Annotated in this window: 24 protein-coding genes; 13 read left to right on the top strand and 11 right to left on the bottom strand. The window is 70.7% G+C overall.

All coding sequences use genetic code 11. The features are described from left to right. The first annotated feature begins 24 nt into the window (after positions 1-24). Positions 25-609, top strand: coding sequence for a TetR/AcrR family transcriptional regulator (locus ACZ46W_RS11585; protein WP_468335082.1), 585 nt, complete (start codon positions 25-27; stop codon positions 607-609). Positions 610-739: 130 nt separating this feature from the next. Next, complete coding sequence (locus ACZ46W_RS11580) at positions 740-1,498, top strand: SDR family NAD(P)-dependent oxidoreductase (RefSeq protein ID WP_468335079.1); 759 nt, start codon at positions 740-742, stop codon at positions 1,496-1,498. A 19-nt stretch (positions 1,499-1,517) separates the two neighbouring features. Here the strand turns inward: ACZ46W_RS11580 and ACZ46W_RS11575 are convergent, their stop codons facing one another. Next, positions 1,518-1,928, bottom strand: coding sequence for a VOC family protein (locus tag ACZ46W_RS11575; protein WP_468335076.1), 411 nt, complete (start codon positions 1,926-1,928; stop codon positions 1,518-1,520). Positions 1,929-2,115: 187 nt separating this feature from the next. On the opposite strand from ACZ46W_RS11575, the gene ACZ46W_RS11570 reads away from it, so the two are divergent. Beyond that, a complete protein-coding gene (locus ACZ46W_RS11570) occupies positions 2,116-2,676 on the top strand; it encodes a hypothetical protein (RefSeq protein WP_468335073.1) in 561 nt (186 codons plus the stop codon). Positions 2,677-2,829: 153 nt separating this feature from the next. After that, positions 2,830-3,990 (top strand): alkaline phosphatase PhoX, encoded by a 1,161-nt coding sequence (locus ACZ46W_RS11565; protein ID WP_468335071.1) that lies wholly within the window; start codon positions 2,830-2,832, stop codon positions 3,988-3,990. Here the strand turns inward: ACZ46W_RS11565 and ACZ46W_RS11560 are convergent. The 3 genes from ACZ46W_RS11560 to dusB form a co-directional block, all read right to left on the bottom strand. Further along, complete coding sequence (locus ACZ46W_RS11560) at positions 3,960-4,997, bottom strand: ArsR/SmtB family transcription factor (protein ID WP_468335068.1); 1,038 nt, start codon at positions 4,995-4,997, stop codon at positions 3,960-3,962. The genes ACZ46W_RS11565 and ACZ46W_RS11560 overlap by 31 nt on opposite strands. A 722-nt stretch (positions 4,998-5,719) precedes the next feature. After that, on the bottom strand, positions 5,720-8,431 hold the full coding sequence (ppdK, locus tag ACZ46W_RS11555; protein ID WP_468335065.1) for a pyruvate, phosphate dikinase: 2,712 nt from the start codon (positions 8,429-8,431) through the stop codon (positions 5,720-5,722). A 444-nt stretch (positions 8,432-8,875) separates the two neighbouring features. Then, on the bottom strand, positions 8,876-10,012 hold the full coding sequence (dusB, locus tag ACZ46W_RS11550; protein ID WP_468335062.1) for a tRNA dihydrouridine synthase DusB: 1,137 nt from the start codon (positions 10,010-10,012) through the stop codon (positions 8,876-8,878). A 57-nt stretch (positions 10,013-10,069) separates the two neighbouring features. Between dusB and ACZ46W_RS11545 the strand changes: the two genes are divergently transcribed. Next, a complete protein-coding gene (locus ACZ46W_RS11545; RefSeq protein WP_468335059.1) occupies positions 10,070-11,485 on the top strand; it encodes an MFS transporter in 1,416 nt (471 codons plus the stop codon). A gap of 166 nt (positions 11,486-11,651) precedes the next feature. On the opposite strand, the gene ACZ46W_RS11540 is transcribed toward ACZ46W_RS11545, so the two are convergent. Then, entirely contained in the window at positions 11,652-11,861 is a 210-nt protein-coding gene (locus ACZ46W_RS11540) for a DUF6243 family protein (protein WP_366129475.1), read from the bottom strand. 236 nt (positions 11,862-12,097) lie between these two features. Between ACZ46W_RS11540 and ACZ46W_RS11535 the strand changes: the two genes are divergently transcribed. Both ACZ46W_RS11535 and ACZ46W_RS11530 read left to right on the top strand, forming a co-directional pair. Continuing rightward, positions 12,098-13,120, top strand: coding sequence for an aldo/keto reductase (locus ACZ46W_RS11535; RefSeq protein ID WP_468335055.1), 1,023 nt, complete (start codon positions 12,098-12,100; stop codon positions 13,118-13,120). Between the two features lie 32 nt (positions 13,121-13,152). Further along, positions 13,153-13,749 (top strand): TetR/AcrR family transcriptional regulator, encoded by a 597-nt coding sequence (locus ACZ46W_RS11530; RefSeq protein WP_468335052.1) that lies wholly within the window; start codon positions 13,153-13,155, stop codon positions 13,747-13,749. Between the two features lie 186 nt (positions 13,750-13,935). Here the strand turns inward: ACZ46W_RS11530 and ACZ46W_RS11525 are convergent, their stop codons facing one another. Continuing rightward, a complete protein-coding gene (locus tag ACZ46W_RS11525) occupies positions 13,936-15,318 on the bottom strand; it encodes a glycine--tRNA ligase (RefSeq protein ID WP_366129478.1) in 1,383 nt (460 codons plus the stop codon). A gap of 144 nt (positions 15,319-15,462) precedes the next feature. Here ACZ46W_RS11525 and ACZ46W_RS11520 point away from each other — a divergent pair, with 144 nt between their 5' ends. The 4 genes from ACZ46W_RS11520 (at position 15,463) to ACZ46W_RS11505 (ending at position 18,639) form a co-directional block, all read left to right on the top strand. Then, the gene (locus ACZ46W_RS11520; protein ID WP_468335048.1) at positions 15,463-16,449 is read left to right on the top strand and encodes a metal ABC transporter substrate-binding protein; all 987 of its coding nucleotides are present in this window, start codon (positions 15,463-15,465) and stop codon (positions 16,447-16,449) included. 23 nt (positions 16,450-16,472) lie between these two features. Beyond that, a complete protein-coding gene (locus ACZ46W_RS11515) occupies positions 16,473-17,255 on the top strand; it encodes a metal ABC transporter ATP-binding protein (RefSeq protein WP_468335045.1) in 783 nt (260 codons plus the stop codon). A 1-nt stretch (position 17,256) separates the two neighbouring features. Beyond that, complete coding sequence (locus ACZ46W_RS11510) at positions 17,257-18,153, top strand: metal ABC transporter permease (protein WP_468335042.1); 897 nt, start codon at positions 17,257-17,259, stop codon at positions 18,151-18,153. Positions 18,154-18,231: 78 nt separating this feature from the next. Then, on the top strand, positions 18,232-18,639 hold the full coding sequence (locus ACZ46W_RS11505) for a Fur family transcriptional regulator (protein ID WP_366129482.1): 408 nt from the start codon (positions 18,232-18,234) through the stop codon (positions 18,637-18,639). 60 nt (positions 18,640-18,699) lie between these two features. On the opposite strand, the gene ACZ46W_RS11500 is transcribed toward ACZ46W_RS11505, so the two are convergent. Genes ACZ46W_RS11500 through recO form a run of 3 tightly spaced genes read right to left on the bottom strand, consistent with a single transcriptional unit; the run spans position 18,700 to position 20,917 of the window. Beyond that, entirely contained in the window at positions 18,700-19,245 is a 546-nt protein-coding gene (locus ACZ46W_RS11500; protein ID WP_468335039.1) for a YcxB family protein, read from the bottom strand. 46 nt (positions 19,246-19,291) lie between these two features. Next, positions 19,292-20,143, bottom strand: a complete 852-nt coding sequence (locus tag ACZ46W_RS11495) for an isoprenyl transferase (protein ID WP_468335036.1) — start codon at positions 20,141-20,143, stop codon at positions 19,292-19,294. Positions 20,144-20,170: 27 nt separating this feature from the next. Beyond that, positions 20,171-20,917: a DNA repair protein RecO gene (gene recO / locus ACZ46W_RS11490; RefSeq protein ID WP_468335033.1), complete on the bottom strand. Its 747-nt coding sequence runs from the start codon at positions 20,915-20,917 to the stop codon at positions 20,171-20,173. Positions 20,918-21,208: 291 nt separating this feature from the next. Between recO and ACZ46W_RS11485 the strand changes: the two genes are divergently transcribed. Both ACZ46W_RS11485 and ACZ46W_RS11480 read left to right on the top strand, forming a co-directional pair. Further along, the gene (locus tag ACZ46W_RS11485; protein WP_468336935.1) at positions 21,209-21,559 is read left to right on the top strand and encodes a hypothetical protein; all 351 of its coding nucleotides are present in this window, start codon (positions 21,209-21,211) and stop codon (positions 21,557-21,559) included. Positions 21,560-21,633: 74 nt separating this feature from the next. Beyond that, positions 21,634-21,816: a hypothetical protein gene (locus ACZ46W_RS11480; RefSeq protein WP_468335030.1), complete on the top strand. Its 183-nt coding sequence runs from the start codon at positions 21,634-21,636 to the stop codon at positions 21,814-21,816. Between the two features lie 2 nt (positions 21,817-21,818). On the opposite strand, the gene ACZ46W_RS11475 is transcribed toward ACZ46W_RS11480, so the two are convergent. Continuing rightward, entirely contained in the window at positions 21,819-22,034 is a 216-nt protein-coding gene (locus tag ACZ46W_RS11475; RefSeq protein WP_468335027.1) for a hypothetical protein, read from the bottom strand. Next, positions 22,034-22,264 carry a hypothetical protein gene (locus ACZ46W_RS11470; protein ID WP_468335024.1) on the bottom strand — a complete coding sequence of 77 codons (231 nt, stop codon included), beginning with the start codon at positions 22,262-22,264 and terminating at the stop codon, positions 22,034-22,036. The genes ACZ46W_RS11475 and ACZ46W_RS11470 overlap by 1 nt, the downstream gene beginning before the upstream one ends. Between the last annotated feature and the right edge of the window lie 36 nt (positions 22,265-22,300).

The following is a 22,300-nucleotide window of genomic DNA, read 5'->3' as shown; positions in this document are numbered from 1 at the left end:
CCAGATGGTCATAGAGTCATCTCCGTGGCCAGGACCAAGGAATTCGACCCGGACGCCGCGCTCCAGGCAGCCCTTGAGCTGTTCTGGGAGCGCGGCTACGAGGCGACGTCGATGGCGGACCTCACCGACCGCCTCGGCATCGGCCGCGCCAGCATCTACGCCACCTTCGGCAACAAGCACGAGCTGTACCTGAAGGCCATGGACCGGTACGCGGAGACCCGCGAGCCCGGCCTGATGGACGAGCTGTCCCGGCCCGGCCCGGCACTGCCGGCCGTGCGGGCGGTGGTGCGGCGGTTCGCCGCCGAGGCGTCCTCCGACGCGGAGCGGCTGACCGGCTGCTTCTTCACCAACACGGCGGCCGAACTGGCCCCGCACGACCGGGCCGCGGCCCGCCGGGTGGAGATCGGCTGGGAGCACATCGAGACCCTGCTGCACTCCGCGCTGGCGCGGGCGCGGGCCCAGGGCGAACTGCCCGCGCACCGCGACCCGCGGGCGCTGGCGCGGATGCTGCTGGTGCTGATGCAGGGGCTGCGGGTCGTGGGCAAGGCGTCCGGCGACCCCGCGCGGGTGCGGGACGCGGCCGAGCAGGCGCTGACGCTGCTGGACTGACCGCACGGCCTGACCGCAAAGCCGTGACACAGGGGTGCCCGAGGCACGGGCACCCTTCTTTTCCGCCCTCATATTTGACTGATCAGTCAAGAATTCCCATAGACGATTCCCATAAACGAAGGGGGACGACATGTCCGCACGCTTCACCGGCACCACCGCTCTCGTCACCGGCGCCGGATCCGGACTCGGCCGGGCCATCGCGCTCGCCCTCGCCGCCGAGGGCGCCGCCGTGGCCGTCGCCGGGCGCACCGCCGCCACCCTGGACGAGACCGTCGCCCTGGTCGAGAAGGAGGGCGGCACGGCGGCCGCGTTCACCGCCGACGTGAGCCGGGCCGGCGACATGCGTGCCCTGGTGGACCGGATCGTCGCCCGCTTCGGCGGCCTGGACGTGGCCGTCAACAACGCCGCCGTGCTGCGCGGCGCGGGGAGTGCGGTCGCCGACCTCGGGCCGGCCGACTGGCAGGCCATGCTGGACGCCAACGTCACCGGGATGCTGTACGCACTCCAGGCCGAGATCGCCCACATGCGGGCGAACGGCGGTGGGGCGATCGTCAACGTCGGCTCGACCCTGGGCGCCCACGTCCGCCTGCCCGGCATGGGCGGGTACGCGGCCGGCAAGGCGGCGGTCGCCGCGCTGACCCGGGCCGCCGCCCTGGACCACGTCCGGGACGGCATCCGGATCAACCTGGTCAGCCCCGGCGCCTCCGACGCCCCGATGTCGCTGCTGCCGGGCGAGACCCCCGAGGAGCGCGCGGCCAGGTTCACCACGCCGCTCGGCCGGCTGACCTCCGCCGAGGAGGTCGCCGCCGCCGTGCTCTACCTGGCCTCACCGGACGCGGGATCGACGGTGGGAACCGACCTGGTCGTGGACGGCGGCGTGGCGGCCTGATCAGAGCCTTGCCGGGAGCTCAGGCCTGACCCTCGACGACCGCCGGGTCCATCCACATGACCTCCCACAGGTGGTGGTCCGGGTCCTGGAAGGAACGGCCGTACATCGTGCCGTAGTCCTGCGGGTCATTGGCGGCCGAGCCGCCGGACGCCAGCGCGGCGTCGCACAACTGGTCGACCCGCTCCCGGCTGTCGGCGCTCAGCGCGAAGATCGCCTCCGTCGTCCGCGCCGCGTCCGCGATCTCCTTCTTCGTGAAGTCCTTGAAGCGCGGCTCGGTCAGCAGCATCACGAAGATGGTGTCGCTGATCACCAGACAGGCGGTCTTGTCGTCGCTGAACTGCTCGTTGAAGGAGTAGCCCAGCTTGCTCCAGAAGGTCTTCGACGTCTGGAGGTCCTTCACCGGCAGGTTCACGAAGATCATCTGGGGCATGTCGTCATCTCTTCTCTCATGTGGGTGTGTCGCTTTCGAGGGGGTAGACCACGGGGGCAGCCGGAACTCATCGCTCACCCGGAAGTTCCCTGAAAAAAAATTTCGCCCCACTCGGCGCCACCCGCCACCGCGGGCACACGGGACGCATGCGTTGCGGGGTACCCGGCGCCGACCTAGCCTCGGCGCCATGAGCCCGCCGAGCCGGAGGATCACCGAGAAGCTGTCGGGCGACGCCCTGTCCGCCGCCACCGGAAAGGACTGGGCGGCCTGGTTCGCCGTGCTCGACGCGTGGGGCGCCGCCACCCGCACCCACACCGAGATCGCCCGCCACCTCGTCGAGACGCACGGCGTGCCCGGCTGGCACGCCCAGTCGATCACGGTCGGGTACGAGCAGGAGCGCGGCCTGCGCGAGGTGGGCCAGTCGAGCGGGGGCGACTGGCAGGTCTCCGTCAGCAGGACGGTGAACGCCCCGCCCGATCGGGTGACCGAGGCCTTCACCGACCCGGACGTACGCCGGCGCTGGCTGCCGGAGGGCGGGTTCACCCTCCGCACGCACCGGCCCGGCACGTCCGTCACGGCGGACTGGGAGGGCGGTGGCCGGATCGCCGTTTACCTGACCCCCAAGGGTGGACCGAAGACCCGGATCGGGCTGGGCCACACCAAATTGCCGGACGCGGACGCGGTCGAGGCGTACAAGGTCTTCTGGAAGGAGCGCCTCACGGAACTCAAGGAGCTGCTGGAGGGCTGAACAAGCCGCGGCCCGGCACCGACCGGCCCCCGATGCTTCCCCTTCACTGATTGTTGATGCACCGTCAATCCAGGGCTTCTAGGTTCCCGAAGCGCTCGACCCCGCCGCCCGGCCCGGTGCGGCAGGGCTGGTCACGATCCCCTGGAGTGACAAGTGGAACGTCGCAGTTTCCTGCGTGGAGCGGTCATCGGCGGCTCCGCCGCCGCCTTCGGTTTCACCCTCATGCGCGGCGCGGCCTACGCGGCCCCGGCGCAGCCGGGCGCGGGCCCGTACGGGGCGCTCGGCGCGGCGGACGCCAACGGCATCCAGTTGCCCAGCGGCTTCACCAGCCGGGTGATCGCCCGTTCCGGCCAGAAGGTCGGCTCGACCTCCTACACCTGGCACAACGCGCCCGACGGCGGCGCCTGTTTCGCCGACGGCACCGGCTGGATCTACGTCTCCAACTCGGAGATCTCCTCCACCGGCGGTGCGAGCGCGATCAAGTTCTCCTCGACCGGCGCGATCACCGGCGCCTACCGGATCCTGTCCAACACCAACCGCAACTGCGCGGGCGGCGCGACCCCGTGGAACACCTGGCTGTCCTGCGAGGAGGTCGACACGGGGTACGTGTACGAGACCGACCCGTGGGGCGTCAACGCCGCGGTGCGCCGCGCCGCCATGGGCCGCTTCAACCACGAGGCCGCGGCCGCCGACCCGGTCCGCAAGGTCATCTACCTGACCGAGGACAAGTCCGACGGCTGCCTCTACCGGTTCGTCCCCGGCACCTGGGGCAACCTGTCCTCCGGCACGCTCCAGGTCCTGGTGGCGGGGACGGCCACCTCGGGCTCCTTCACCTGGCAGAACGTGCCGGACCCGGACGGCTCCCCCACCGCGACCCGGTACCAGGTGTCGGGGGCGAAGAAGTTCAACGGCGGCGAGGGCTGCCACTACGCGAGCGACACCGTCTGGTTCACCACCAAGGGCGACAACCGCCTGTGGCAGTTGAACCTCACCAGCAACACCTACGAGCTGGCCTACGACGACTCCCTGGTGACCTCCGGAACCGCCCCGCTGACCGGCGTGGACAACGTCACCGGCTCGTCCTCCGGCGACCTGTACATCGCGGAGGACGGCGGCAACATGGAGATCTGCGTCATCACGCCGGACGACGTGGTGGCACCCTTCCTGCGGATCAACGGCCAGTCGGGCTCCGAGATCTGCGGCCCGGCCTTCTCGCCTGACGGCAAGCGGCTGTACTTCTCCAGCCAGCGCGGCACGACGGGCAGTTCGTCGGGCGGCATCACCTACGAGGTGACGGGCCCCTTCCGCGCGTAGGGCCGTGGCTGCTGCTGCCTGGGCTGGGCGCCGCCTCCGTGCAGGAGGGCGGCGCCCAGTGGCGTCAGGGTGTGCAGCACGGAGCTGCCCTGGCGGAGCGTGTAGACGAGGCCCGCGTCCCGCAGCACGCCCGCGTGCTGGCTGGCGGAGGCGAGGGAGACGCCCGCGCGGCGGGCCAGCTCGCTCGTCGTACCGCCGTGGCCTATGGCCCTGAGCACGGCGCACCGGGTGTGCCCGACGAGCCGCCCCAGCGGGGACGTCCCGGTCTCGCACGGGGCCGCCACCGGGGCGTCGGTGTGCGTGACGGGGTAGACCAGGACGGGCGGCAGGTCCGGGTCGCGGAGGACGACCGGGGTGCCCCGGCAGAAGTACGAGGGCTGGAGGAGCAGGCCCCGCCCGTCCAGGTGCAGTTCGCGCTCGACGGGATAGTCGGCCTCCAGCACGGGCGCCTTCCAGCGCAGTACGGGCGGCAGGGTGGCCAGCAGTTCGTCGGCCCCGCCGTCGAGGAGGGCCCGGCCGCGCACGGCGCGGTCGGCCTCCACGCGGGCCTCGATGTGCGACCAGTACGGCTCGATGGCCGCCCGGTGGTAGCCGCGCAGCGCGCCGATGAGCCGGCCGAACGGCTCCTGCCGCCCCTCGGCGAGGTCGCGCGCCCACCCGGGCAGCGGTCCCCCGCCGGGCCGGGAGGAGGCCAGCAGGGCCAGCTCCGTGTGGACCCGGGCGGGCGGGGTCGCCCGTACGGCCTGGAGGCCCGCGTCGAGGCCGTCGAGGCCCTGGGGCGGGGTCAGGAAATCGGGGAAATAGCCCCGCGTCGGGACGAGAGCGCCGAGCAGTCGCGTTTCGCCGTTCAGCCGCGTCCGGGATTCCGAGCGCCATGCTCCGTAGACCATCGCGCCGCGCCGGTCCCGCAACCTGTGAAAGCTGAGAATCGTTTCCCACAACGCATCCGGCCGGGCAGCCATCCGGACCCCGGCGAGGTCCTCCCCGGTGAAATGAATACGTAGCACTGAACCCCCACCTGTTGCATCCGCAATCACCCCCCGCCAATGAGTATGCACGCCATCACAGGACGTCACCACGGCATTTCAGCCACAGTTGAAACGCATCGCGGAGACCGGGGGTGAACCGAAAAGCTGTACGCCGTCGGGCAGGAAACCTTCAGGACCGAGGTGACGTGGTGAAGACCGTGGGGGGCTTCGCACGTCCGGCGGCGGACCTGAAAGGTTGCGGCTCTCCCGCCCGGCAGGGGTAATGGGGCGCGGTCGGCGGGTGGGGATCCGGTGGCCGCGCTCCGCCCGTTCTTTGCGGGATGAATCGGCGCCATTTGCCCGGACGTAGCCGGAGCGTAAAAGTCCGGCCTTCAACAGCCCAGAATTCAACCGGCCGCAATGCAACAGGAACCTACATTTCCCCCCGCGGGCCCACTCCCCCGGACCGGGCCACGCCCCACAGCCCCGGGCGGCCCCACGGCCGGGCCACACCCCGCTCCCCCACGGGGCCGCCCGCGGCCCCGCCAACGGGCCGGCGAATCAGCGCCCCCGGCGCCCCCGAGAACCGCGTGCGGACCCGCGTCCGGGCAGCGCGACGGGGCGGGCACCTCCGCACAAGGTGTCCGCCCCGTCTCTTTTGCGTACCGGAGCCGCCGCCGATCGGTGAGGGTCGGGGACCAACGGCGGCTCCGGGGCTCATCGCCGGACCGTCCGGGGCAACGGACGGTCCGGAGCCGGGCTCAGCGGCTGTCGCTCCCGCTGGACTGCGCGGCCGCGCGGCCCGCCTCCAGGCGCGCCACCGGGATCCGGAACGGCGAGCAGGAGACGTAGTCCAGGCCCACCTCGTGGAAGAAGTGCACCGACTCCGGGTCACCGCCGTGCTCGCCGCACACGCCGAGCTTGATGTCCGGGCGGGTGACCCGGCCGGCCTCGACGGCGCTCCGCACGAGCGCGCCGACACCGTCCTTGTCGATCGTCTCGAACGGCGACACCCCGAAGATGCCCTTCTCCAGGTACGCGGTGAAGAAGCTCGCCTCCACGTCGTCGCGGGAGAAGCCCCACACCGTCTGGGTGAGGTCGTTCGTGCCGAAGGAGAAGAACTCGGCGCACTCGGCGATCTGACCGGCCGTCACGGCGGCGCGCGGCAGCTCGATCATCGTGCCGAGCGCGAGCTTCAGCTCGACGCCGGTCTGCGCCTGGACCTCGGCGATGACCTGCTCGGCCTCGTCGCGGACCAGCTCCAGCTCCTGGACGGTGCCCACGAGCGGGATCATGATCTCGGCGCGCGGGTCGCCCTTGGCCTCGATGCGCTGGGCGGCGGCCTCGGCGATGGCGCGGACCTGCATGGTGAACAGGCCGGGGATGACCAGGCCGAGGCGTACGCCGCGCAGACCCAGCATCGGGTTCTGCTCGTGCAGCCGGTGCACGGCCTGGAGGAGCCGCAGCTCGTTCTCGTGGGGCTCCTTGCGGGCCTCCGCGAGGGCGACGCGCACCGACAGCTCGGTGATGTCGGGCAGGAACTCGTGCAGCGGCGGGTCCAGCAGGCGCACCGTCACCGGCAGGCCGTCCATCGCCTCGAACAGCTCGACGAAGTCGTCCTTCTGGAGCGGCAGCAGCGCCTTGAGGGCCTCGTCGCGCTCGGCGTCCGTGTCGGCGAGGATCAGCCGCTCGACGTACTGGCGGCGGTCGCCGAGGAACATGTGCTCGGTGCGGCACAGGCCGATGCCCTGCGCGCCGAAGCGCCGCGCCCGCAGCGCGTCCTCGGCGTTGTCGGCGTTGGCCCGCACACGCAGCCGGCGCACCCGGTCCGCGTACGCCATGATCCGGTGCACGGCCTGGACCAGCTCGTCGGCGTCGTCGGCGCCCGCGTGCATCCGGCCCTCGAAGTACTCGACGACCGGCGACGGTACGACGGGTACCTCACCGAGGTACACCTTGCCGGTGGAGCCGTCGATGGAGACGACGTCGCCCTCCTCGACGACGTGCCCGCCGGGCACGGTCATCCGGCGGCGCTTGGTGTCGACCTCCAGCTCCTCCGCGCCGCAGACACAGGTCTTGCCCATGCCGCGCGCGACCACGGCCGCGTGGGAGGTCTTGCCGCCGCGCGAGGTCAGGATGCCCTCGGCGGCGATCATGCCGTCCAGGTCGTCGGGGTTGGTCTCACGGCGGATCAGGATGACCTTCTCGCCGGACCGGGACCACTTGACGGCGGTGTACGAGTCGAAGACGGCCTTGCCGACCGCCGCGCCCGGCGAGGCGGCGATGCCGCGCCCGATCTGCTCGACGTCCGCCTTCTCGTCGAAGCGCGGGAACATGAGCTGCGCGAGCTGGGCGCCGTTGACGCGCTGGAGCGCCTCGGCCTCGTCGATCAGGCCCTGGTCGACGAGCTGCGTCGCGATCCGGAAGGCGGCACCGGCGGTGCGCTTGCCGACCCGGGTCTGGAGCATCCAGAGCTGGCCGCGCTCGATGGTGAACTCGATGTCGCAGAGATCCTTGTAGTGGTTCTCCAGCGTCTCCATGATCTGCATGAGCTGGTCGTACGACTTCTTGTCGATCGACTCGAGGTCGGCCAGCGGCACGGTGTTGCGGATGCCGGCGACGACGTCCTCGCCCTGCGCGTTCTGGAGGTAGTCGCCGTACACGCCCTGGTGGCCGCTGGCGGGGTCGCGGGTGAAGGCGACGCCCGTGCCGGAGTCGGGACCGAGGTTGCCGAAGACCATGGAGCAGACGTTGACGGCGGTGCCCAGGTCGTGCGGGATGCGCTCCTGGCGGCGGTACAGCTTGGCGCGCTCGCCGTTCCAGGAGTCGAAGACGGCCTTGATGGCCAGGTCCATCTGCTCGCGCGGGTCCTGCGGGAAGTCGCGGCCGGCCTCGGCCTTGACGATCTTCTTGAAGTGCTTGACGAGCTTCTTCAGGTCGCCCGCGTCGAGGTCGGTGTCGACGGTGACCTTCTTGGCGGCCTTGGCCTCGTCGAGGGCCTCCTCGAACAGCTCGCCGTCCACGCCGAGGACCGTCTTGCCGAACATCTGGATCAGGCGCCGGTACGAGTCCCAGGCGAACCGCTCGTCCCCGGCCTGCTTGGCCAGGCCCTCGACGGACTTGTCGGAGAGTCCGATGTTGAGGACGGTGTCCATCATTCCGGGCATCGAGAACTTGGCGCCGGAACGGACGGAGACCAGGAGCGGGTTGTCGGCCTGGCCGAGCTTCTTGCCCATCTTCTTCTCGAGGGCGTCCAGGTGCGCGGTGACCTCGTCGCGCAGCTCGACGGGCTCGTCGCCGCTCTCGAGGTAGACCTTGCAGGCCTCGGTGGTGATGGTGAAGCCGGGGGGAACGGGGAGACCCAGGTTGGTCATCTCGGCGAGGTTGGCACCTTTACCGCCGAGCAGGTCCTTGAGGTCCTTGTTGCCCTCGGTGAAGTCGTACACGAACTTCTGATCTTTGTTTTCCGACACGGGTCTCGACTCCTCGAGGACTCGGTGGCTGCCCTGACGGCGAGGAACATACCCAGATCGAAGGCTTCTGGGTACGTACGCCTACCCGTCATACGGCCTTAACCACCCGTCCGCCAGCAGATCGAAAGTGACTGAGCGGTAGGTTTTCGCGTCCGGCCCCTTCAGCCTCCGAATGACGCTTGACTCAAAGCTGGCGGTAATCGCTCATCTGAGCGCTCCGCAAGGCACGTGAGTTCAACTCTTGAACACAAAAAGGGTGGCACTGAGTGCCACCCTTTGAGAAGTGCAGCCGCCCTCGCGGCGCTCATTTGAGCGCAACCCCTATCAGGGGTGGCGAGAATCACGCCCCGCCGGAGCCCGGAATTCCACGATCCGGACGGCTCCCGCACCGCATCCGGACAGCCAAGCCGCCCCCTCGCCGAAGCCCCGGGGCACGGGCCCCGGTCAGCCGCCGGACGTGTCCAGCTCCGCGTCAGCGCTGACCGCGGAGCAGTCGTACGGGTCCTTCAGCCACCCGTCCGGCAGCACCACCCGGTTGTTTCCGGACGTCCGCCCACGCGGGCCGTCGGCGCCCACCGGCCACGCCTGGTCCAGGTCCAGCTCGCTCAACTGAGCGCGCAGCTCGTCCAGGGAGGACGTCACCGCCAGTTTCTTGCGCATCTCCGAACCGACCGCGAAGCCCTTCAGGTACCAGGCCACGTGCTTACGGAAGTCGATGACGCCCCGCGACTCGTCGCCGATCCACTCCCCCAGCAGTTTCGCGTGCCGCACCATCACGTCCGCGACCTCCCGGAGGGTGGGCGTCGCCGCCTTCCCCGTGCCCTCGAAGGCCGCCACCAGGTCGCCGAAGAGCCACGGCCGGCCCAGGCAGCCGCGCCCGACGACGACGCCGTCGCAGCCGGTCTCGCGCATCATCCGCAGCGCGTCGTCCGCCGACCAGATGTCGCCGTTGCCGAGCACCGGGATCTCCGGGACGTGCTCCTTGAGCCGGGCGATGGCGTCCCAGTCCGCCGTGCCGCCGTAGTGCTGGGCCGCCGTGCGCCCGTGCAGCGCGATCGCCGTCACGCCCTCCTCGACCGCGATGCGCCCGGCGTCCAGGAAGGTGATGTGGTCGTCGTCGATGCCCTTGCGCATCTTCATCGTGACCGGCAGGTCGCCGGCGTTGGACACCGCCTCGTTGAGGATCGCCCGCAGCAGCGGCCGCTTGTACGGCAGGGCGGAGCCGCCGCCCTTGCGCGTCACCTTGGGCACCGGGCAGCCGAAGTTCAGGTCGATGTGGTCGGCCAGGTCCTCGTCGACGATCATCCGGACCGCCTTGCCGACGGTCACCGGGTCGACCCCGTAGAGCTGGATCGAGCGGGGCGTCTCGGTCTCGTCGAAGTGGATGAGCTGCATGGTCTTCTCGTTGCGCTCGACCAGCGCCCGCGTCGTGATCATCTCGCTCACGAACAGCCCCTTCCCGCCGCTGAACTCACGGCACAGGGTGCGGAACGGGGCGTTGGTGATGCCGGCCATCGGCGCGAGCACCACCGGCGGCCGCACGGTGTGCGGTCCGATGGCAAGGGGACTGAACGCGGTCATGCACCCCATTGTCACCTACATCCTGAGCCGGTCGTTAGTTAGCCGTACTTTGGATATATGCCCGAGCTCACCCCCCGGCGGCGACTGCTGGTGCTGGCGATCTGCTGCATGAGCCTGCTGATCGTCAGCCTGGACAACACCGTTCTGAACGTCGCCCTGCCCTCCATGCGCCGGGAACTGCACGCGGACGTCGCGGGCATGCAGTGGACCATCGACGCCTACACGCTCGTCCTCGCGTCGCTGCTGATGCTCGCCGGCTCCACCGCCGACCGGATCGGCCGCCGCAAGGTCTTCATGGCCGGACTGGTCCTCTTCACCCTCGGCTCGGTGCTCTGCTCCCTCGCCCCGAACCTCGCGGCGCTCATTGCCTTCCGCATGGTCCAGGCCGTGGGCGGCTCGATGCTCAACCCGGTCGCCATGTCGATCATCACCAACACCTTCACCGAGCCACGCGCGCGTGCCCGGGCCATCGGCGCCTGGGGCGGGGTCGTGGGCATCTCCATGGCGGCGGGCCCACTGGTCGGCGGCGTGCTCACCGACTCGGTCGGCTGGCGCTCGATCTTCTGGCTCAACCTGCCGGTCGGGCTCCTCGCGCTGTTCCTCACCTTCCGGTACGTCCCCGAGTCCCGCGCCCCCAGGCCCCGCCGGGTGGACCCGGTCGGCCAGCTCCTCGTCATGGTGCTCCTCGGGTCACTGACGTACGCGATCATCGAGACGGACCCGGTCCTCGCCGCCGTGGCCGGGGCCGCCCTCGTCGCACTGCTGCTGTACGAGCCGAGGCGCGCCGAGCCGCTGATCGACCTGCGCTTCTTCCGCAGCGCCCCGTTCAGCGGGGCCACGGTCATCGCGGTGTGCGCGTTCGCGGCCCTGGGCGGCTTCCTGTTCGTCAACACCCTGTACCTCCAGGACGTGCGCGGGCTGTCCGCCCTGCACGCCGGGCTCTACATGCTGCCGATGGCCGCGCTCACCTTCGTCTGCGCGCCCCTGTCCGGGCGGCTGGTCGGCAGCCGCGGCCCACGCCTGCCGCTGCTGATCGCGGGCCTGACGATGACGACGAGTGGCGTGTTGTTCGCCGCCTTCGAGGCCGAGACGTCCACACCGCTGCTGTTCACCGGGTACGTCCTGTTCGGCCTGGGCTTCGGCATGGTGAACGCGCCCATCACCAACACGGCCGTCTCCGGCATGCCACGCGCCCAGGCGGGCGTCGCCGCCGCCGTCGCCTCCACGAGCCGGCAGATCGGCCAGACGCTGGGCGTCGCGGTCATCGGAGCCGTCCTGGCCTCCGGGGTCCCACCCGCCTCCCACACGGTCGGTTTCGTCGCCGCGAGCCGCCCGGCTTGGTGGGTCATCGCCGGCTGCGGCCTGGTCGTCCTGCTGGTCGGCGCGGCCACCAGCGGCCCTTGGGCCCGCGCGACAGCCGACCGCACGGCCCGCCGCCTGGCGGACCCGGAGACGCCGCGCGCCACCCGCTGAGCCCGGCGCACCGGTTCGCCACCGAGGAGGAGGGGCCCCGCCCCACCCACCGCCCGCTGCCGCCGGCAAGACGAAGGCCCGGGCCACCCGTCGAGGGGTGGCCCGGGCCTGCGCGTGCGCCGTGCGACATATCGCCGTGCGCAGTCCGAAAGAACCGGCGCGCGGGTCAGCTCTGCTGCTCGCCGCCCTGGTCGCTCTGCTCGCTCGGCGACGCGCCCTGCGCGCGCTCGCGCATCTTGCGCAGCAGCTCCTGCTTCTGGTCGGCGGCGGCGCGGCGGTCGGCGGCGCGGGCGGGGGCGGAGCCTTGCTGATCCGCGCGGGACAGCTTCTTGCGCTGTCCGCCTACGCCCAGAAGGTTGTTACGGCTTTTGGCCACGGGATCTCCATCGTGGTGAGAAGTGGTTCGGCATGCGGCGCGTGGGGGGCGGGTGGTCGGGCCCGCCGCACTCTCACTCGTAGATCGGAAGGAATGCCATGCGGTGACCGTACCCCGCTCCGGAGGGCTCGGCATCCACTTTTCCGAACCGATGACTGCTGACAGATATTGAAATCTGTCAGCAGTCATGTCACTGTGAGGGAGGTACTCCCCCACACCCCTCTCAAGGAGCCCCCATGACCTCCGCCACCCCGCTGCCCACCCGCCCCCTCGGCACCACCGGGCCCCAGGTGTCCGCCCTCGGCCTCGGCTGCATGGGCATGTCCGCCCTCTACGGCCAGGCCGACCGCGCCGAGTCGATCGCCACCATCCACGCCGCCCTCGACGCGGGCGTCACGCTGCTGGACACCGGCGACTTCTACGGCATGGGCCACAACGAGCTGCTGATCAACGAGGCCCTCCGCACGGCCCCGGCCACCGCCCGCGAACGGGCCCTCACCAGCGTCAAGTTCGGCGCGCTGCGCACCGTCGAGGGCGGTTTCACGGGCTACGACGGGCGCCCGGCGGCCGTGAAGAACTTCGCCGCGTACTCGCTCCAGCGCCTCGGCACCGACCACATCGACATCTACCGGATCGCCCGCGTCGACCCCGACGTCCCCGTCGAGGAGACCGTCGGCGCCATCGCCGAGCTGGTCGAGGCCGGGCACGTACGCCACATCGGCCTGTCCGAGGTCGGCGCCGAGACCCTGCGCCGGGCCGCCGCCGTCGCGCCGATCGCGGACCTCCAGATCGAGTACTCGCTGGTCTCGCGCGGGATCGAGGACGAGATCCTGCCGACCGCGCGCGAGCTGGGCATCGGCATCACGGCGTACGGGGTGCTCTCCCGTGGCCTGATCAGCGGCCACTTCTCCCGCGACCGCGCGCTCGCGCCCGGCGACTTCCGCAGCATGAGCCCGCGCTTCCAGGGCGACAACCTGCACCGCAACCTCGACCTGGTGGACCGGCTCCGCAAGGTCGCCGAGGACAAGGGCGTCAGCGTCGCCCAGACCGCCATCGCCTGGGTGCTCGCCCAGGGCGACGACATCGTGCCGCTCATCGGCGCCCGCCGCCGCGACCGGCTGGCCGAGGCGCTCGGCGCCCTGGACGTCACCCTCGACGCCGAGGACCTCGCCGCAGTCGAGGCGGCCGTCCCGGCGGGGGCGGCGGCCGGCGAGCGCTACCCGGCGGCCCAGATGGCGCACCTGGACAGCGAACGCTGACCCCCCGCCCGGCCGGGGTACCTTCACTGTTCATGAGCACCGACGCCCTGACCCCGGACCGCATCCTCGAAGCCACCGAGGAGGTGCTGCGCCGCTACGGCCCGGCCAAGGCGACGGTGGTCGACGTGGCACGGGCCCTCGGTGTCAGCCACGGCAGCGTCTACCGCCACTTCCGCACCAAGGCGGCGCTGCGCGAGGCGGTCACCGAGCGGTGGCTGGAGCGGGCGGTGACCGAGCTGGCCCCCTTCGCGGAAGGGCCGGGCCCCGCCGCCCGGCGGCTCACGGACTGGCTGTCGACGCTGTTCGCGGCCAAGCGCCGCAAGGCGGGCGGCGACCCGGAGCTGTTCGCCACGTACGAGGTGCTGATCGGCGAGAGCAGCACCGTGGTGGCCCAGCACGTGGACCACCTGGTCGGGCAGCTCGCCCGGATCATCGAGGACGGGCACCGGCAGGGCGAGTTCGCCGCGCCGGAGAGCCTCGGGGGCGACTACACCACCACCGCCCGCGCGGTGTTCGACGCCACGGACCGCTTCCACGACCCGGTGCACGCCGCCGACTGGACGGACCCCGGCATCGACGCGGCCTTCGACGCCGTGGTCGCGCTTCTCCTCCGGGGCCTGCGCGCCTGAACAGGCTCCGGCCCCGCCCCCGAGCAGTGCCCGAGCCCGCGCCCGGAGCGGCCCCCCGAGCCCCGCGCCCGAGCAGGCCCCCAGCCCACGCGCCGGCGAGAGTCCGCCCCCCGAGCAGTGCCCGAGCACGGGAAAGCCCCCGGTCCCTCACCAGGAACCGGGGGCTTCGCGCGTCCGCGTCGGACGTCAGCAGCCGAGCAGGCGGCTGCCGAGGTAGCCCTGGATCTGGTCCAGGGAGACGCGCTCCTGCTTCATGGTGTCGCGCTCGCGCACGGTCACCGCGTTGTCGTCGAGCGTGTCGAAGTCGACCGTGACGCAGAACGGCGTACCGATCTCGTCCTGGCGGCGGTAGCGGCGGCCGATGGCGCCCGCGTCGTCGAACTCGATGTTCCAGTTCTTGCGCAGGTCTGCGGCGAGGCCCTTGGCCTTCGGCGAGAGCTGCGGGTTGCGGGACAGCGGCAGGACGGCGACCTTGACCGGGGCCAGGCGCGGGTCGAGGCGCATCACGGTGCGCTTCTCCATCACGCCCTTGGCGTTGGGCGCCTCGTCCTCGTTGTACGCGTCGAGCAGGAACGCCAGCATCGTGCGGCCGACACCGGCGGCCGGCTCGATGACGTACGGCGTCCAGCGCTCGCCGGCCTCCTGGTCGAAGTACGACAGGTCCGTGCCGGAGGCCTTGGAGTGCGCCGACAGGTCGTAGTCGGTGCGGTTGGCGACACCCTCCAGCTCGCCCCACTCACTGCCGCCGAACTGGAAGCGGTACTCGATGTCGGCGGTGCGCTTGGAGTAGTGGGAGAGCTTCTCCTTGGGGTGCTCGTACCAGCGCATGTTCTCCTCACGGAGACCAAGGTCGCGGTACCAGTTCCAGCGCTGCTCCATCCAGTATTCCTGCCACTGCTCGTCCTCGCCCGGCTTGACGAAGAACTCCATCTCCATCTGCTCGAACTCGCGGGTGCGGAAGATGAAGTTGCCCGGAGTGATCTCGTTCCGGAAGGACTTGCCCATCTGCGCGATGCCGAACGGCGGCTTCTTGCGCGAGGACTGCTGCACCTGCGCGAAGTTGGTGAAGATGCCCTGGGCGGTCTCGGGGCGCAGGTAGGCGACGGAGCCGGAGTCCTGGGTCGGGCCGAGGTGGGTGGAGAGCAGGCCGGAGAACTGCTTGGGCTCGGTGAAGGTGCCCTTGTTGCCGCAGTTGGGGCAGCTCAGGTCCTTGAGGCCGTTCTCGGGGAGGCGGCCGTGCTTCTCCTCGTACGCCTCCTCCAGGTGGTCCGCGCGGAAGCGCTTGTGGCAGGAGGTGCACTCGGTGAGCGGGTCGGTGAAGGTGGCGACGTGACCGGAGGCCTCCCAGACCTCCGGCGCCAGGATCACCGAAGAGTCGATACCGACGACGTCCTCGCGCGAGGTGACCATGTAGCGCCACCACTGGCGCTTGATGTTCTCCTTGAGCTCGACACCCAGCGGCCCGTAGTCCCAGGCGGCCCGCTGACCGCCGTAGATCTCGCTGCACGGGTAGACGAAGCCACGGCGCTTGCTCAGGTTGACGATCGTGTCGATCTTGTCGGCGGCCACTGTGCTCTCTTCATAACGACGATGGCGAACGGCGAATGCTTCAGGTTACCGGCGCGCGCACCCCCGGGATCAAATCGGTGGGTGGCCGGAGCCACTCACCGGCTTTGTTGACAATCGTTTCCACTTTTGTTGAAAATGAATCCCATGAACGTGCGACGCCTCATACCCACCACCGCCCTCGCCGGAGCCGTGACCCTCGGCCTGGTCACGCTCTCCGCCTGCGGCGGTTCCTCCGGCTCCGCCGCGGCATCGGACGACGGCAAGCTGAACGTGGTGGCGTCGTTCTACCCCATGCAGTTCCTGGCCGAGCAGATCGGCGGCGACAACGTCTCGGTCACCACCCTCACCAAGCCGGGCGTCGAACCGCACGACCTGGAGCTCAAGCCGAAGCAGATCGGCGAGCTCGGCGAAGCGGACTACATCCTCTACCTCAAGGGCATCCAGCCCGCCGTCGACGACGCGATCAAGCAGGCGGGCGTCAAGAACACCGTCGACGCCGGCACGCTCACCACGCTGGAGGAGCACGGCACCGAGGTCGGCCACGACCACGGCCACGAGGAGCCGGGCCACGAGGAGCCGGGCCACGAGGAGCACGGCGAGGAAGAGGCCGGGGCCGACCCGCACATCTGGCTCGACCCGGTGAAGTACGCGGAGGTCGCCAAGGGCGTCGGCGCCTCCCTGGAGAAGGCCGACCCGGACCACGCGGCCGACTACAAGAAGAACACCGCCGAGCTGGTGAAGAAGCTCGACGCCCTCCACGCCCGGTTCGACACGGGCCTGAAGAACACCACCACCCGGACCTTCATCACCACGCACTCCGCCTTCGGCTACCTCGCCGAGCGGTACAAGCTGGAGCAGGAGGGCATCTCCGGTATGGACCCCGAGTCCGAGCCGAGCCCCGCCCGGATCAAGGAGCTCCAGGACATCGCGAAGAAGGACAAGGTCACCACCGTCTTCTTCGAGACCCTCGCCAGCGACAAGACCGCGAAGACCCTCGCCAAGGACACCGGCCTCAAGACCGACGTCCTGGACCCGCTGGAGGGAATCACGGACAAGTCCAAGGGCGCTGACTACATCGAGGTCATGGAGTCCAACCTCGCCGCGCTGAAGAAGGCACTCGGCGCCAAGTGACACCCAGTGATGGAGGCAGCGACGTGAGCAGCACCGAGCCCGCCATATCCGCGCCGGTCATATCCGTCCGCTCGGCCACCGCCACGCTCGGCGCCCGCCCCGTGCTGCGCGGGGTCGACCTCACCGTGCACCACGGTGAGGTCGTCGCGCTGCTCGGCGCGAACGGCTCGGGCAAGTCCACCGCCGTACGGTCGGTGATCGGCCAGGTCCCGCTCACCGGCGGGTCCGTCTCCCTGTTCGGTACGGAGCTGAGGCGGTTCCGCGACTGGGCGCGCGTCGGCTACGTACCGCAGCGCACCACCGCCGCCAGCGGGGTGCCCGCCACGGTCCGCGAGGTCGTCTCCTCGGGGCGCCTGTCCCGTACGAAGCTGAGGTGGCCCTCCAAGGCGGACAGGGCGGCCGTGCAGCGGGCCATCGAGCTGGTCGGGCTCGCCGACCGCGCCAAGGACTCCGTGAGCGCCCTGTCCGGCGGCCAGCACCAGCGGGTGCTGATCGCCCGGGCCCTCGCCGCCGACCCCGAGCTGCTGATCATGGACGAGCCGATGGCGGGCGTCGACCTGGCCAGCCAGGAGATCCTCGCCGCCACCCTGCGCGCGAAGGTCGCGGACGGGGCGACCGTGCTGCTGGTGCTGCACGAGCTGGGCCCGCTGGAGCCGCTGATCGACCGCGCGGTGGTGCTGCGCGACGGCTGCGTCGTCCACGACGGGCCGCCGCCCCGGGCCGTCGGCCAGCACGCGCTGCCCGGCCACGACCACGTACATCCGCACGCGGCCGACGAGCCGCTCCGCACGGGACTGCTGACCTGACATGGAAATCCTCCAGCTCGCCTTCATGCAGCGCGCGCTGCTCGCGGCCGTCCTGGTCGGCATCACGGCTCCGGCCGTCGGCATCTACCTGGTCCAGCGCCGGCAGGCCCTGATGGGCGACGGCATCGGGCACGTCGCCATGACCGGCGTCGGTCTCGGCTTCCTGATGTCCACCAACCCGGTGTGGATGGCCGCGGCCGTCTCCATCCTGGGCGCGATCACCATGGAGCTGATCCGGGCGTACGGGCGCACGCGCGGCGACATCGCGCTCGCGCTGCTCTTCTACGGCGGCATGGCCGGCGGCGTCATGCTGATCAACCTGTCGCCGACCGGGTCGAACGCGAACCTCAACTCGTACCTCTTCGGTTCCCTGTCGACGGTGTCCGAGGAGGACGTCACCGCCATCTGCGTGCTGGCGGCTTTCGTGATCCTCGTCACGCTGGGCCTGCGGCGGCAGTTGTTCGCGGTCAGCCAGGACGAGGAGTTCGCGCGGGTCACCGGGCTGCCCGTGCGGGCGCTGAACCTGCTGATCGCGGTCACCGCCGCCGTGACCGTCACGGTCGCCATGCGGGTCGTCGGCCTGCTGCTGGTCAGCGCGCTGATGGTGGTGCCGGTCGCGGCGGCGCAGCAGTTGTCGCGGAGCTTCCGGATGACGTTCGCTCTCGCGGTGCTGATCGGTACGGGCGTGACGCTGGCCGGTACGGCGACCTCCTACTACCAGGACGTGCCGCCGGGCGCGACGATTGTGCTGCTGGCCATCGCGGTGTTCGTGGTGCTGACCGCCCTGGCCACACCCCTGGCCCGGCGCCGCGCCCGGGACACCGGGCCCGCCACCGTGGACGGCTGCGACGTGGCCGTCACGGACACCGGTGGCCGGGCGGACGACGTGAAGGTCTGACGGGCCCGCCACGGCGGCCTGGCAGAATGGCCCGACGTATGTGTGAGCGGGCCGAGTGTTGAGGAGGCACCTGTGGCGATGGCTGGAACCCCCGGCGTGCGCGGCCGGTCGACCCGGCAGCGAGCTGCCGTGTCGGCGGCGCTGAACGAGGTGGACGAGTTCCGCAGCGCGCAGGAGCTGCACGACATGCTCAAGCACCGCGGCGACTCGGTGGGCCTGACGACGGTCTACCGCACCCTTCAGTCCCTCGCCGACGCGGGCGAGGTCGACGTGCTGCGCACCAGTGACGGCGAGGCGGTCTACCGCCGCTGCTCGTCCGGTGAGCACCACCACCACCTGGTGTGCCGGGTCTGCGGCAAGGCCGTCGAGGTCGAGGGCCCGGCGGTGGAGCAGTGGGCCGAGACGATCGCGGCCGAGCACGGATTCGTGAACGTGGCGCACACGGTGGAGATCTTCGGTACGTGCGCGGAGTGCGCCGCCAAGTGAGGTGATGTGCGGGGGCCCGCACCGGCTGTGTCCGGTGCGGGCCCCTTCACGTGCGTGCGCTCATATGCGGGTGATGTTGCGGTCCAGGATCGCCCGCAGCCGGTCGACGCCCTCCGGGTCGGATACGCCCCGCTTGGGGAGGAAGAGGATGCCCACCCCGTGCCGGTCGCCCGAGAGCAGCACGAACAGCTCGGGGGTCTCGGTGTACCGGGGCATCGCGGGCCAGCGGTACGTCATGTCCAGGTCCCGCGAGCACTGCCGTACGCCGGTGCCGTCCACGACGACCCGGAACTCCGGCTGCGTGGCGTACAGCCGGTGCACCTGCTGCCCCTGGAGCCCGGGCATCAGGAAGTACATGCCGAGGATGAAGAGCAGGACCGTCAGGCAGAGCACCGTCCCGCCGACGGTCGGCCCCTTCGGGCCGGTGAAGTTCAGGGCGAGCGCGCCCAGCATGAACAGCGCGGTCGCCAGCAGCACCCCGTTCTGCAGCCGTCCCGCCGGGGTGCGCTTGGCGCGGGCGCGGATCGCCCCCACCGCGTCGGCGAGGGCGGGCTCATAGGCCAGCTCCACGGCTTCCTGTGCCGTCTCGGGCACTGCTTCGGTCACGGGCCCTCCAGTCGTAGTGGGACGGCCCGTGATCGTAGCGGCCGGGTCAGACAGCCGGAGGGTCGCCCTCCGGGCGGCCCTGCATGGCGAGCAGTTCCTCGTTGGGGATCGCCCCGCCGAAGCGGCGGTCGCGCTGGGCGAACTCCAGGCACGCCCGCCACAGGTCGCGGCGGTCGAAGTCGGGCCACAGCACGTCCTGGAAGACCATCTCGGCGTACGCGCTCTGCCAGATCAGGTAGTTGGAGGTGCGCTGCTCGCCGCTGGGCCGCAGGAACAGGTCGACGTCCGGCATGTCCGGGTAGTACAGGTACTTCTGGATGGTCTTCTCGCCGACCTTCGACGGGTCGAGCTTGCCCGCCTTCACGTCTTGGGCGATCGCCTGCATGGCGTCCGCGAGCTCCGCGCGCCCGCCGTAGTTCATGCAGAAGTACAGGGTGAGCCGGTCGTTGTCCTTGGTCTGCTCCTGGGCGATCTGGAGCTCCTTGGCCACCGACTTCCACAGCTTGGGCATCCGGCCCACCCAGCGCACCCGGATGCCCAGCTCGTCGAGCTGGTCGCGGGTCTTGCGGATGAAGTCGCGGTTGAAGTTCATCAGGAAGCGCACCTCGTCGGGCGAGCGCTTCCAGTTCTCGGTGGAGAAGGCGTACAGGGAGATGGCCCCGACGCCCATCTCGATCCCGCCCTGGAGGACGTCCAGCACGCGCTCGGCGCCGACCTTGTGCCCCTCGGTACGCGGCAGCCCGCGGTCCTTGGCCCAGCGGCCGTTGCCGTCCATGACGATCGCCACGTGGTTCGGCACCAGCTCGCCCGGGATCTTCGGGGGTCGCGCGCCGGACGGGTGCGGCTCGACGTCCTTGTAGTCGCGGCGGGACCGGCCCAGGAATCCGCGTCGTGCCATGCGGCTCACACTCTCCTCAATCTGCTGCTACTTCTCGACGTACCGAAGGGAGCGCAGCCCCCGCTCCAGGTGCCAGTGCAGATACGCGGACACCAGTCCGCTCCCCTCCCTGACGTGGCGCGGCTCGCACGCGTCCGCCGTCTCCCAGTCGCCGGTCAGCAGTGCGCTGAGCAGACCGACGGCCTCCGCAGAGGGTACGACGCTCCCGGGCACCCGGCAGTCGCCGCATATGACCCCGCCCGCCGCGACCGAGAAGAACCGGTTCGGCCCGTGCATCCCGCACCGGGCGCAGTCCTCGAACGAGGGCGCGTAGCCGTTCACGGCCAGGGACCGCAGCAGGAAGGCGTCCAGGATCAGGTTCGGGGCGTGCTCCCCGCGCGAGAGGGTCCGCAAGCCCCCGATGAGCAGCAGGTACTGCTGGACGGCCGGCTCGCCCTCATGATCGGTGAACCGCTCGGCGGTCTCCAGCATGGCCGTCCCGGCGGTGTACCGGGCGTAGTCGGTGACGATCCCGCTGCCGTACGCCGCGATCGTCTCACTCTGGGTGCACAGCGGCAGCCCGCGCCCCACCAGCTCGGAGCCCCGCGCGAAGAACTGCACGTCCACGTGGCTGAACGGCTCCAGCCGCGCCCCGAACTTCGACTTGGTGCGCCGCACGCCCCGCGCGACGGCCCGCACGCGCCCGTGCCCGCGCGTCAGGATCGTGATGATGCGGTCCGCCTCACCCAGCTTCTGGGTGCGCAGCACGATGCCGTCGTCGCGGAACAGGGTCATGGGGCCATTGTCCCGTACGGGGGCGGGACGCGTGGCCCGGGCCCGGAAGCCGGTTCGGTCACTCGTGCCGGTGAAGCACCGCGGTTTGCAGCGTCCGGTCCGGGGGCGAACGGTGACGCTCTGCTTATGAGCTATCTGACGAGAGCGGCGAAGAACCTCTTGCTGATGGAAGAGTATTTCGCGCGCCGGGAGGCCCCGGCTCAGCTGACGCCGGAGAAGCGCGAGGGGCCCTCGGGTCCGTATGACCGGGTAGCGTACGAATCCTCGGACACACCCGTACCGGAGGTCCCTGTGAGTGCCCAGCTCGACGGCCCCTACGGCCCGCTGATCCCCATGCCCGAACTGACCCCCGACGGCCTGCGGGCAGCCGTGGCCCGTATCGCCCCCAGCCGCATCCCCGCGCTCACCCAGCACCTGTTCGAGGCGACCACCAATGCCCAGCAGACGCAGAGCCTCGCGCCGCTCCAGGCCTTTGTGCACTCGTGGGCCGTGTTCGTGGCGATCGAGCGTTACCCGGAGCGGGCCGCGCGACTGCGGGAACTGGAGTTGATCGTCCAGGCGGCGGGTAAGCAGGACGCCGCCGAGCTCATCGCCGAGATCCGCCGCATTCGGGACACGGCAGAGGCCGAGGCCGGGCTTTGACCGACTGGACGTAGGACTACAACCCGAGCTACGAGTACCTCACCGACGGCCTGCCGCCCGGCGTGGTGGCGGAGGTGGAACGTCTGGCCACGGAGCTCGCCGCGCTCGGGGACGAGGCGACCAAGGTCGGTCGCCCAATCGATCGCGATGGCGGCCTGCGGGAATTCGACATCCTCAGCGGACGCGGTTTCATCAGCTTCCTGGCCGTCCCCCGGCACGCGTGCGTCTACGTATGCAACGTCACCTGGTACGGGTGACGTCACGGCACCTCCCCCCGGCTCCGCGCGTTCACGTACGACGTCGCCGCGCTGATCCGCTCCGCGTCCGTCGCCGGCCGCACCCCCTCCGGTGGGCAGTCCCACTCCCGGCCTCCTCCGACCGGTCTGAGCTGGAGGTACGGCCCCACGTGCCCCATGACACGCCCCACGCGTCCGCTCCGCACATCGACGGCGTACGACCCGACGGGCAGGCTCATCAGCGGCCACCTTCCTCCGGCAGGGCGGCGGCCAGCCGGCGCGCCGTCTCCACCGTGCAACGTCCCAATTCCACGAGCGGCCGAGGCGGCTCGGCAGCGCACGTGACGGGGTCCAACCCCAGGGAGGGCAGCGTGATTCCCGCCCTTTCGAGTGCCGCGCGCAATTCCGCCACCGCCTTCTTCGCGTCCTGAATCTCTTCCTTCACCAACGCCGTCCTTCCCGAATCCATTTCCCGCTTACTGCCCCCAGGATGGCCCCGCGCCCC

Source organism: Streptomyces sp. NPDC031064 (genome assembly GCF_055570965.1).
This window is presented reverse-complemented; position numbering and strand designations above follow the sequence as displayed.